8 protein-coding genes and 1 pseudogene are annotated in these 11851 nt (G+C 73.9%); 1 reads left to right on the top strand and 8 read right to left on the bottom strand.

Features of this window, described 5'->3' with window-relative positions:
* The 8 genes and pseudogenes from ABZ354_RS20980 to ABZ354_RS21015 all read right to left on the bottom strand — a co-directional run.
* Positions 1-320, bottom strand: a 320-nt coding sequence (locus tag ABZ354_RS20980; RefSeq protein ID WP_358658845.1) for a toll/interleukin-1 receptor domain-containing protein, incomplete at its 3' end; no start/stop codon positions are given.
* Between the two features lie 132 nt (positions 321-452).
* Positions 453-1961 (bottom strand): HEXXH motif-containing putative peptide modification protein, encoded by a 1509-nt coding sequence (locus tag ABZ354_RS20985; RefSeq protein WP_358659002.1) that lies wholly within the window; start codon positions 1959-1961, stop codon positions 453-455.
* Positions 1961-3082, bottom strand: a complete 1122-nt coding sequence (locus ABZ354_RS20990) for an FxsB family cyclophane-forming radical SAM/SPASM peptide maturase (protein WP_358659004.1) — start codon at positions 3080-3082, stop codon at positions 1961-1963. Before ABZ354_RS20990 ends, ABZ354_RS20985 begins: the two co-directional genes overlap by 1 nt.
* A 322-nt stretch (positions 3083-3404) precedes the next feature.
* A complete protein-coding gene (gene fxsA / locus ABZ354_RS20995; protein WP_358658847.1) occupies positions 3405-3647 on the bottom strand; it encodes an FxSxx-COOH cyclophane-containing RiPP peptide in 243 nt (80 codons plus the stop codon).
* A gap of 77 nt (positions 3648-3724) precedes the next feature.
* Positions 3725-7060, bottom strand: coding sequence for an SAV_2336 N-terminal domain-related protein (locus tag ABZ354_RS21000; RefSeq protein WP_358658849.1), 3336 nt, complete (start codon positions 7058-7060; stop codon positions 3725-3727).
* A gap of 211 nt (positions 7061-7271) precedes the next feature.
* Complete coding sequence (locus tag ABZ354_RS21005) at positions 7272-8294, bottom strand: MoxR family ATPase (protein WP_358658850.1); 1023 nt, start codon at positions 8292-8294, stop codon at positions 7272-7274.
* Positions 8295-8412: 118 nt separating this feature from the next.
* Entirely contained in the window at positions 8413-10539 is a 2127-nt protein-coding gene (locus ABZ354_RS21010) for a trypsin-like peptidase domain-containing protein (RefSeq protein WP_358658852.1), read from the bottom strand.
* A gap of 383 nt (positions 10540-10922) precedes the next feature.
* Positions 10923-11282 (bottom strand): annotated as a pseudogene (locus tag ABZ354_RS21015) (CU044_2847 family protein); the annotation flags it as partial.
* Between the two features lie 353 nt (positions 11283-11635).
* Between ABZ354_RS21015 and ABZ354_RS21020 the strand changes: the two are divergent.
* Positions 11636-11815, top strand: coding sequence for a DUF6104 family protein (locus ABZ354_RS21020; RefSeq protein WP_003992906.1), 180 nt, complete (start codon positions 11636-11638; stop codon positions 11813-11815).
* Positions 11816-11851: the final 36 nt, after the last annotated feature.

Consider the following 11851-nt stretch of genomic DNA (forward strand, 5'->3'; position numbering starts at 1 on the left):
AACCGGGACGGGTCGGGAGCCACGACCTCACGCAGGGCCGCGTTCCACTCCTCGTGCGTACGCGGACCGAGCTGGAAGTACCACTCACTCACCACAATGAGGATGCGGCCGTCGGCGAGCTTCAGGTCGCGCAGCAGGTCGACCAGTGGAACCTCGGCCGGGGAGTCCCACCGCAGGAACACCACCTGCAGTCCGCGCCGCTCGAGCCGGTCCGCGATCCAGGCGGCCCATGCTCGGTTGAATCCGGCATAGTGGATGGTGACGGTCTCCCTCGCGGTCCTCCTCTCGGTCGACCCGACCGGCTTACGAGCTCCAGACATGCAGCGGCCTCCAGCACGTAGTACCACGAAATCCTAGAACCTCGGCGCGTCGCCCGTAAGTCCGTCGACTGACGGGAACACACCAAGGTTCGACGATCTTTCCTCACTGCACGCCGACGCGCACGGATTCACTCAATCAGCCCGCAGCAGGGCGTCATGACGTTGTGTCCACAAGGTGCGCGCCGCCTTGACGTAGGCCTCGGCCCGGGCCGTGTGGCCCCGGGGTGCCGGGTACTCGCCCAGGTGTTCGTAGGCGGCAGCCATCTCGTCGACGAAGCGGCGTCCCGGCGTTGTCAGGTCGGGTGAGCCCACCAGGGCCGGCAGGGCGGCTCCCACCTGAGCGTGGTACCGCGCGTGCTGTGCCCACGCCCGTTCCCGCTCCTGACGCCTGGTGATCAGCGCCCGGCGCTGGAAGAAGGACGCCATCGCGAGGTGCGAGTAGGTGCCCTGCAGCAGACCGTCGTACGGCCTCGGGTCGGATCGCCAAGGAGCGAAGTAGCGCGCCTCGGAGCCGGCTCGGTGCAGCGGCAGAAGCCGCCCCAGGGCGGCCAATTTGGCATGCTGGAGTTCGTGGACGACAGTCGCCGCGAAGGTCACGGGGTCGGACGGCGTGCTGCTGAGCAGAGCACCGAAGGCGTCACGCCGGGTGGCGCTGCAACTGCCCTGACCGGAGCCCCTGTCGGGCGGCATCGCCAGCGGCACCAGACAACGCAACAGCGCCACCGCCTCCGCCAGCCGCTGGGCGCCGCCGGACCGCAGTGCCGCCGCCGTTCCGGACCAGGCCTGGAGCCACCGTTTGCGGGCGGCGTCGTCCAGTGCGACCGGGCCGCTCAGGTTGCCGTAGCGGGGTCCGTCCGTCACCGCCCGATAGGGGTCCAGGTCGTCGAGCGGCATGGCGGGCGCCGACGGCATAAGCCCCGGCAGGGCGTGCGCGGGCGTCCAGGCGAGCGCGCCGGACCAGGCACCCGTGCCGGACTCCAGGTGGATGGTCACGTCGGGGGCGTCGGCCTGTCGTAGCGTCATACGGTTGGCCCCGGCGGCCACCACGTCCACGGGCACGTCGCCCGGCGTCGCGGTGTGCAGGGCCCCCAGGGACGGCAGGGTCAGCACCCCGGCGCGGGCGGTGAGCCGGGTCGTGAAGGTGAGGCCGGCCCGCGCGGCGGCGACGGCGGCCATCGCGCTGAGGTGGGCCAGATCGCGGCGCAGCCGGCGGGCGCGTGGCTCGTCCGGCGGGCCGGAGCCTTCCGCGTCCAGACCTCGCAGCACGGAACGCGCCCAGGGTCCGGTCAGGGGCTGGAACAGCAGGGCCCGCGAGGGGCTGACCGGCGAAGGTGCCCTACCGCCGCTCCAGCCGCGCTCCGCCGGGCCTGTACTGGGCCCCGTCCCAGTGCCCTGTTCGTCCGCCGCCGCACCCCCCGCCTCCCTGTCGGCCTCCCCCAGCATCGCCCAGTCCTCCCGCACCCGGTCCTTCTCCTCCGGCGTGCAGACGGAGTGGTCCGCCGACTGCGCCGCGTCGAGCACCGCGCGGAGAACGAGCAGTCGCCGGGTGTCCTGGTCGCGGACGAGGAGGTCGAGGGTGTCGGGGCCGCCCTCGGTGCGGCCGAGTTCGAGGAGGGCCCGGTCCGGGACCGCCGGAAACATCACGGAGTGCCCCCTTCTCGCGAGGCCGGGAGGGTCACCCGGGTGCCGGCGAGCCGGGCTGCCACGTGGCGGATGAAGCGCTCGAGGTCGGCGCAGTAGACGGAGGGGTTCTCGAAGCCGTGGCCCGCCCGGTAGCGGTGCGCGTAGTGCCCTCCGCCGCACACCCGCAGCAGCGGGCACGCCCGGCACTGCGCGGCGAGTGCCGCCGGGCCCGCCTGGCGTGCGGCGACGCCCGGGTGCCGGAGCGCCTCGTCGAAGCTGTGCCGGAACACGTCGAGGCCGGTCCGCGCCGCCCCCGGATACGCCGACTTGAGGGAGTCGACCTGCTCGACCGACCCGTCGGTCTCCACGACGACCGCGTCGAACGGCGCCAGCCCCAGCGCCTCCGTGGACGCCGGAAGCCCCAGCAGCAGCGCCACGCACGCCTCGAAGAGCCGCACCCGGGTCTCCCGCCGTCCGGCCGCCCACCAGCGGTCGAACACGGCGCACAGCCAGTCCCCGTGGCGGAGCTCCCCGTGGTGCGGCGGGGGCGCGGACCAGTTGCCGTGCGGCAGGAGGAGGTCCAGCGCGGGCGGGGCCAGGGCGAGCAGCGAGTCGTACGTCTCGACCGGGTCCAGGGTGGGGTCGACGACGGTGAGGACGCCCGCGTACGACTCCGGGAAGCGCTCGGCGAGCAGGCGGACGCCGCGTGCCGCGGCGGGCCAGGACGGGTGGCCCGCGTGGTCGACGCGCCGTCCGTTGTGCGCGGCCGTGCCGCCGTCGAGGCTGACGCCGACGCGGATGCCGGCCGCGGACAGCGCGGCGAGACGTTTCTCCGTCAGGAGGGTGGCGTTCGTCTGGACGGTGGCGTGCACCGTGCAGGCGGCGGGGACGCGCTCCCGTACCCGGGATGTGAAGCGGGCGAGGGTGTCCGCGCCCGCGAGGAGGGGTTCGCCGCCGTGCAGGACGACGGCGACGTCCGGCAGCGCGTGCGCGTGGGCGTGCTCGGCGATGCGGGTTGCGGTGCGGTCCAGGACGTCGGCGGGCGCGGCGGGCGGGCGGCCGCGCCAGGTGCTGTCGGGGCCGGCGTAGAGGTAGCAGTACGTACAGGCGAGGTTGCAGCGGCCGTGCGCCTTGACGATGAACTGGCGGAACGGAACCGGGGTCCGATGGTGCGCCGGCCGGTCGAGGTCTGCGGGAGCAGGATCGGTTACTGCCTCTCCAGACACTCCAGCACCCCCATGCCGTGCGGCCGCGACACGCGTGCACCGGCACGAGGGCGCGGACCACGCCGTACGACACCGCATTCCCGGCGCGGCACGTGCCCGAAACCCGGCGCTGACGAAGTTGTCCGATTCACCTGTCCCGGCGCCGGGATGTGTCGACAACCGGTCGGCAGACCCTGGTTGTTGCCGAATCCAAGGCCTTCGCCCCTCATGGCCTTCGGTTCGGTCCCCGTGCTCTTCAGAAGGAGTTGTCGAACCCCCACAGCATCTCGCTCGGTTCCGTCGCCCGGGTCCGCAGCTCGCCCAGTACCTCGCGGAGCACCGGATGGTCGATGCTGCCCAGCTCCGCCAGGTCCAGCGTCAGCAGATCCGGGAGTGGCCGGGCCGGTGGCCCCGCCGCCCCCGCCAGGACCGGTTCACCGGCCAGGGCCGGTTCGCCCGTCAGGGCCTGCTCGTGCGCGGACTCGTCCCGTACGCCCATGTCCCGTCCCTCTCTCCCGCTGTCCCGGCCCGTGAGGGCACTGCCCGCCACGGCCCGCCCGGCACCGGCCGGTCCGCTCATTCCAGTTCGGCCAGCCGTTGCGCCGTCTGCTGGGCCGTCGGTTCGCCGGTGCCCAGGCTGTCGTCCGGCAGCCGTGCCCATTCCGTGTGTGCCGCCCGGTAGGCATCCCGGGCGGCGCGGGGACGGCTCACCGTCTCGAAGGACATACCCCGCCAGTGGTGCGCCTGCGCGGCCAGTTCCACGGCCTCGTGGCGCCGGCGTTCCGTTTCGGCCTGCTCCTCCGCCTCCCTGGCGGACTCCGCCGCGGCCCGGAACGCGTCCACCGCCAGGTCGAGACGGGGTGCGCGGCCCAGGGTCTGGTACGCCTCGAACTGGGCCTGTCCGAGCTCCAGCCGGCACCGCGCGGCCAGCAGCGGGTCGTCCGCGTCCGCCGCCGCGAGGCCGAAGAGGTACTCGGCCTCCCGCAGGTCGACCCGGTCGCCGCGCACCCGGTAGCGCAGCATCAGGGCGCGGCCGAGCAGCAGCAGCCGGTGGGCGAGCCTGCGGTTGCCGGCCGGGGTCTCCATGCGGCAGTCGCGCAGCACCCTGATCGCCCGGGACAGCTGTCTGTGGGGCCCCGGGGAGCTCTCCAGCGCGGCCAGCCGCAGCAGCACCTCGCCCCACTCGGCGAGTACGTCGGCGTGCGCCGGCAGGTCCCGGGGCATCCGCTGGGCGGCCTGGTCGAAGTCCTCGGCGGCCCGGTGCAGTTCCATCGGCTCGCCCGACTCGGCGTAGCGCGCCACGGCGATCCGCCCGGCGCGCACCAGCAGGGCGGCGCGCTGCCTCTGTTCCCTTACGAGCGCGAGGGCCTCCTCGGCCCGTGCCTGGGCGTCGTCCAGCGAACCGCGGGACAGCAGCAGCGCGTCGAGCAGGTCGGTCAGGACGTCGACACGCGCGCGTACGGAATCCGCGGTGTGCTGCCGGTCGCCGGTCTCCAGGGCGTTGTGCAGGGACCGCTCGCCCTGTTCGGCGTACAGGCGGGCCTGGACCGGGTCGGTGGTGACCTTGGCCAGGCGCAGCAGGACGCGGCCGTGTTTGAGGGGGAGTTCGGGCGGGCGGCTGCGGCGGTCGGGCCAGACGTCGGCGAACGCCTCCAGCATGCCGACGGCGCTCTGCAGCAGCGCGCTGTCGTCGCCCAGGCTCCACTGGGCCTCCAGGGCCTGGACACGCTCCAGGGTGAGCCGCAGCGCCTCCTTCTCGTCGAGGCCGGGTGCGGCGCAGGCCACGGCGTACTCGCGGTCGGCGCGCTGCAGCAGCCCGAGGGCGCCGCGCCGGTCGCCGCGGCGCTCGCGGTCGACGGCCGCGGCGTGCAGCACGCTCGCGAGGACGGCGCGTTCCCGCAGGGCGCGCGGGTGCGCGGCGGCGCGTTCGGCGGCCTGTTCTGCCTCCCGCAGGAGGGCCGCGCCGCCCTGCACCGTCCACAGCCGCAGCGTGCAGCGCGCGTACTCGGCCCACAGCTCGGGGTCGGCCCCGGCGGGCCGTTCGTGTGCGGTGGCGCCCCGCAGCAGCTGTACGGCGTCGATGATGTCCTGCACCATGCGTTCTGCTTCGAACCGGGCGAGCAGGGCGCGGGCGCGGGTGACCGCCTGGTGGGTGGGCCGGTCCTCGGCGTGCCGGGAATCGGTCAGCAGGGCGAACTCCGGTGTCTGTTCGGGCAGCGGCATGAACCGCTTCAGGACGCGTGCGGCGACCTCGGCGAAAGGCTGCGGCACCGGCGTGGCCCCGGCGTCGCTGCCGTGCTCGCCGCCCTCGCCGAACCTGCCGAATCCGCCGTTCTCACCGGCGTGTCCGGCGCCGGGGCCGGGGGGACGGCCGGGTCCGCCGTGGCCGAGCTGGGCGAGGGCGAGAGCCGGGAAGTTGGGGCCGCCCTTGCCGAAGCGCTGCTCGATGTACTCGGAGCAGTGCTTGAGCACCAGCATGGCCTCGTCCCGGCCGAGGCGGGACAGCAGCGCGTCGCGCACCTCGGGTTCGATCTCGTACCACTGGGCGCCGTCCCCGCCGTGGTCGGCGTCCGCCCGTACGACCAGGCCGCTGACCAGGACCTCGGCGAGTTCGGCGGGGCCGGAACCGGGCAGCATCGTGCGCTGTACGAGCTGCATCACGGGCAGGCAGAGCGGGGCCGCCGCCAGGTGGACGGCGAGACGGCCGGCGGCCGGGGAGGCGGCGGAGCTGAACCGGCTGACCCGCTCGTACGGCGTCCGCGGCCGGTCGGGGCGGGCCGCGGCGGCGGGCGGCTGGTCGGCGCGCACCCAGCCCACGGCGCCGGGTACGGCTCCGGTGCCGGCCCCGGACAGCAGCCGCGCCCAGGAGCCGAGGGCGACGGGCTCGGGCGGCAGGACGGGCACGGGCAGCGCGCCGCGGCGGGCCTCGGGCGGGGTGCCGGCCTGCGTGCGCACGCGCAGCGCGGCGCCGACCGGGGTGTCGTTGCGTGACAGTTCGCCGAACGTGACGGGCAGCCGGGTGCGGTGCCACATGCGCTGCGGCAGGGGCTGGATCACGGCGACCGGGCCCTGCCGGGACAGGTGGTGGAGCAGCCGGTGGGCGTGGCCGCTGTGCCAGAGCGGGCCCGCGCAGTCGCTGACCAGGACGACGATGCGGCGTCCGGTCGGGTCGCTGAGCCGGTCGGCCGAGTGCAGCGGCGCGGCCGACGCGTCCGGGCTGCGGCTGACGGTCGCGGTGCCGTCGGGGCCCTGGTGGAGATGGCTGGTCTGGATGTCGGAGAAGGCGCCCAACTGCTCGAAGATCTTTCCCAGTTCGTCGAACAGCAGGTCCCAGACGCGCATCGAGGACGAGACGTCCATCACCAGCTGGAGGCGGGCGTCGCGGCGGGTGACGAAGCGGTGGACGGGCAGGATCAGCCCGCCGGCCTTGGCGCTGGCGTCCGCCGTCGCGGTCTCGTCGAGCTCGGTACGACGGGGCGGAGCACCGGTCTTGTAGCCCTGCAACGGGCGTAATGCGCGCTGGAGTTCGAGCGGCGCGGGCAGCACGGGCGCGTGGGGCACGCGCACCGGCAGCGTGGCGGCCCGGCCCGAGCCGCGGCCCGCGTCGCCGGGCGGCCGTGCGTACAGGTACACGCGCCCGTCGGACGTGTCGTACGGCTGCTGCTCGGGCCCGGGTTCCGGCCGGGACACACGGTCGCCGTCCGACGGCGGGTCGAGGCGCCGTGAGCGCGGCGGGATGACGGGCGACGGCATCCGTCTGCCCGGTTCCGTGGCCGCGTCCGCCGGGTCACCGGCCGGGCGGGCCCACCGGGCCAGCCACAGCGCGTCGCACAGCTGCTCGTGGTCGGGGTCGAGACCGATCGCCCGCAGCCGCGCGACGAGTTCGGCGATGGGATCGTCGCCGCCGGACATGCCGGTGCGCCCGGCACCCGCCCCTCCCCCGGACGAGCCGGCACCACCGGAACGGCCGGTGCCCGCGGGAGCGGCGGAACCGCCGGAGGCAGCAGCGGCGCCGGGAGCCCCGGACGCATGGGAACGGCCGGAACCCCCCGGAGTTCCGGGACCCCCGGGAACCGAGGGGTCCCCTGGACCGTGACGCGCCGTTGCGTCGGGCATCAGTGCCTCACCTCGGGGGGTCGAGCCGCTGAATGAGCATGTCGGCGAGCCGGTCGCGGCTGGGCGGCGCGGCGGCGTCCGTGAGGTAGATCGCGTTCAACAGCTGGTCGGTGGCGAGGAGTTCGCTGCGGGAGCGCTCCAGGAACCGGCCGATCAGGTCGTCACCCGCGCGTGCCGCCTCGTGGCCGAGGTGGGCGCGTACGAACGTGGCGAGCCGGCTGTGGTCGGGCCGACCGAGCTCCAGATGGATGCACCGGCGCATCAGGGGCGCGGGGAAGTTCCTCTCGCCGTTGCTGGTGAGCACGACGAACGGGAAGGCGTTGCAGCGCACCCGGCCGTCGCGCACCTTCACCTTGACGCCGTCGGCGGTGAGCACCTCGGCCTCGCCGTTCGGCAGCCGGTCGGCGATGCGCTGCAGTTCCGGAATGGCGAACTCGCCCTCCTCCAGCACGTTGAGGAGGTCGTTGGGCAGGTCGATGTCGCTCTTGTCGAGCTCGTCGATGAGCAGCACGCGGGGGGTGTCCGAGGGCAGCAACGCGGTGCCGAGAGGCCCGAGCCGGATGTAGCTGCCGATGCCCTCGACCGCGCCCGGCGTGCCGGCCGCCGCGCCGGCGGCACCCTGGGCGGCGATCTGCACGTCCTGGAGCCGGGCGATGGCGTCGTAGTGGTACAGGCCGTCCAGGAGCGTCGACCGGCTGACGACGGACCAGCGCAGCACGTTGCCCAGGCCCAGTTCGTACGCCACCGAGTGGGCCAGGGTGCTCTTGCCCGCGCCGGGACTGCCGGTGACGAGCAGCGGACGGCGCAGATACAACGCCGCGTTGATCATCTCCAGTTCCTCGGCGCCCGGCCGGTGCAGTTCGGCCAGGTGCCGGTGCGCGCCGAGTCTGCGGTCCTCGGAGCCGTCGCCCGAGTCTGCCGCGTTCCGGCTGGAGAAGTCGCGCCAGGGAGGCGGGGCCGGAAGCCGTTCGATGCCCTCGTGCGGTTCGCCGGCGCCGCGGTAGATGAGCCACTCACTGGATTCGGTCATGATCCGGTCCTCGTCGTCACTCGTCCGCTGAGCTTGGGGCGGCCGTCCGAACGTGCTCAACGGTATCGATCCTCGGGGGCCCTGATAAGAGGCCGAGAGGCCACGTGGCAGGTTGGGGTCACGGGGCCTCCAGCAGGTCACCACCGGGCAGGGGCTGGTGCGGGTCGTCGTACAGCAGCGCGATGCCGTCGGCCCAGTACGTCTCGGACCGGCCCGAGCGCAGCCGCATCCTCAGGTGGTGTACCGCCTCCGGGAGGCGGTACACGTTCTGCGGGCCCGCGATCTCGTCCAGCGTGCCCCGGTGGAACTCCCCGCACAGCGCGTGGGACGGTCCGCGCCGACGGCGCCACAGGGCCACGCCGTAGCCGCCGCGCACGATCCGGGCGAGTGCCGCGGCGTCGTCCTCGTACCGGTGGTCGCCGTAGCGGCACAGGACCGGGATGGTGCCGTGGGACAGGCCGCGCAGCTGCTCCACGGTCGGCACGGGTTTGCGCAGCCCGTCGGCGCAGTCCAGGATCTCGGCCGTCGCCCGGTGCGCGTGCAGCCAGCGCCAGCGGGCCCGGCGTTCCTCGTCGACGTCGTACGGATCCCCGTCGAGGCCGCCGAACTCGTCGTCGGGCAACTGGTCGCGGTCGGAGCAGCGCAGCACCACCGGACGCTGCGCTCCCAGCGGCGCCTCGTCCGGGCGCAGCTGCCAGCCGTCCACGGCGCAGCCGAGCAGGGTGTGGGGCAGGGCCACTTGGAGGACCGCGGGCCGGCCGGGTTCGTCGCAGCGCCGGAACGCCTCCGCGAGGGGCGCCGCCATGAGGACGGGCAGATCGTCCAGGTGGGCGCGCTCGGCCTGTTGCAGACGGATCACCTCGCTCTCGGCCGTGGTGACGGACACCGACCAGTCGCAGCGGCCCGGTTCCCAGCCCAGCTGCACCAATTCGACCAGGACGGACGGCTGCGCCTTGGCGGGCACGGACGCGGTTGGCTCGTACGCCGTGAAGGCCGGCCCGTCGTACTGGGTTGCCGGTTTGGTCTGGCCTTGGGAACGACGGATTCGGACGAAATCGTCCCACTGTCCGGCGAACTTGTGGCGGTGACGCGCATCGAGGCGCTGCGCGGCCAGCCACACCCAGTCCCACAGGGCATTCTCAGCCTCCGCCGTGGTGGGGACGACGAACGGGCGCTCGGCGAACAGCACGCCCATCGCGTACTGGAGCACGAGGCGGAGCGCGCCGTCGTCGCGGACGCTCTCGTACAGGGCGCCGAGGCCGTCGCGCCAGCCGCGCGGCGCGGGTTGCGGGGGCATCCCCTGGAAGTCCTGCAAATCCTCCAGGGTCTCGAGCAGGGCCCGGGTGCTGACCGGGGGCGGCAGGTTTGCGAGCCGGCCGAGCAACTGGATCCGCTCGTCGGCCGTCAGCGCGCGGCCGGGCCAGGCACCGAGCTGACTCTGCACGTCCACCCATGTGTTCCGCCGCGTGTCCGGGGTGCGCTGCCGGTCCCGGTGGTAGCGGTCGTGGGCGTGGAAGACCGCCTGGTAGAGGTCGGTGTGCTCCGCGTCGACGGCCCCGTCGGGCACCCGCATCGTCCGCAGCTGTTCCACTCCGATGGAGGTGCCCGCGCGCGGGCGGTGCTGCGCACGCGACTTGAGGACGCCGATGACCTCGCCGCGCAACGGGTCGATCACCGGGCCGCCGGAGACGCCGTACGGCAGGTCGTTGTCACCGAGGCGCATCTCGACGTCCGTCGACAGGCCGCCGATGGTGCCCTCCACGGAGAGCGGGCCGTAGACGATCTTGAGCACGCCGTCCACGGGGGTCCAGCCCGCGTACAGGACCTCGCCCTCGCTGTCGTACGCGGCGGGCCGCTCGGAGACGTACACGCACTCGTGGTCCACCGGCTCACTCAGCTGGACGAGCGCGAGGTCCGGGGTCGGCCAGTTGCCGGACACCGGAGCGGCGCCGTCGGGCAGCGTCTCGACCACCCGGCCCGGCACGACGCGCGTGGCGTGACCCGACGCGGAACCGTAGACCACCGCCACTTCGTCCCCCTCCCCGCCACACGCTACGTGTGCGCAGGTCAGAACCCAGCTCGGAGCAACGAAGAAGCCGGTTCCGAGGAACGTCGCGGGCTCGTCGTGGGCATACCCGACGCTTGCCCGATGAATGCGCACGGTCGCCGCCATCACGAGTTCACGCAGCGCACGACGGGCGGCACCCCTGGCGCTCGATGCGCCTGGGGCGTGCCCGTGACTCATGCCCCGCCCCCGCCGGACACGTCCTCGGCGACGCCGTGCACCGGAGCGCCGGGAGACGCGCCCGCGTGGGGAGCGCCGGGTGGTGCGCCCCCAGGTTCACCGCCGCCCGCGCGGGGGGACGGCACGGCGGGCGCGGGCCCTCCGGCCGGCATGGGGGGCACGGCAGGTACGAGGGGTGCGGGCGGTACGGACGTGGCGGGTGGGGCAGCCGGCACGGCGGGTGAGCCGGGGGCGGCGGACACGTCTAGGGGGGCCGCGGGTACGGCGGCTGCCGCGGGTACGGCTGGTGCGACGTGTACGGGCGCTACGGCCGGTGCCTCGGCGGTGGCGGGTACGGCCGATGCGTCCGCGGTGGCGGGTACGGCCGGTGCCCCAGGGTCGGCCGGCGCGTTCGCGTCGGGCGGTCCGCCGTTCCAGGTAAGGGTCACGGTGAGCCCTGCCTTGGCCTGGCCGTCGGCGAGAAGGCCGACGATCTTGCCCGCCTTGGCGGTGAACTCGATACCGAACTGGACGCTCACCTCGTCGGGCCGCACGGCGCGCAGCGGCTCCGCCAGGGACTGGGCCACGCCGGTCACCAGCGAGGTCAGGCTCTCGACACCCGCCTCGACGCGTTCGGTGAACCCGGTGTCGGAGTACGACAGCACACCCGGCGCCGGTAACTCCGACGCCCCCGAGATCCGCGCCCACACCGGTGTTCCGTCCGGCAGCACGATGCGCGCCACCTGTGTCACTTCCTGCCCCATGGCACTCCCCCGTTTCCTCTTCGGCCTGTGCGTCTCCGCGCCTCCGCGCCTCTGCGTCTGCGCGCCTCTACGCCTCTGCGCCTCTGCGTCTCTGCCGCCGGGTCAGCCGGCGCGGACCTCACGGTCCTCGGCAACGGCCGCCGCGTCGCGGACCGGTCGCGGAGCGTCCACGGCGCGAGGCCCGACGGCCCCACCGGGCACGCCGCTGCCTGCGCCTATCCTTTTCTTGCCTTCCTTCATACCTGCCGGAAACGCGACGAAAGACCTTATCTCTTCATCCCCGCAGGAAACAGGGTCCTTCCCGCCCGGGACGCTCCCTACCCCTCCTGCACCGACCCCACGGAGCACGATCCATGTACTTCACCGACCGCGGCATCGAGGAACTGGAGAAACGGCGCGGCGAGGAGGAGGTCACCTTCGAGTGGCTCGCCGAGCAGCTGCGGACGTTCGTCGACCTGAACCCGGACTTCGAGGTCCCCGTGGAGCGACTGGCCACATGGCTGGCACGGCTGGACGACGAGGACGACGAGTAGCGGGCCTCGGCTGCGGGACCCGGGCGCACGGCCGGG

The sequence above is a fragment of the Streptomyces sp. NPDC005925 genome, from assembly GCF_040638805.1.
Lineage (GTDB): Bacteria > Actinomycetota > Actinomycetes > Streptomycetales > Streptomycetaceae > Streptomyces.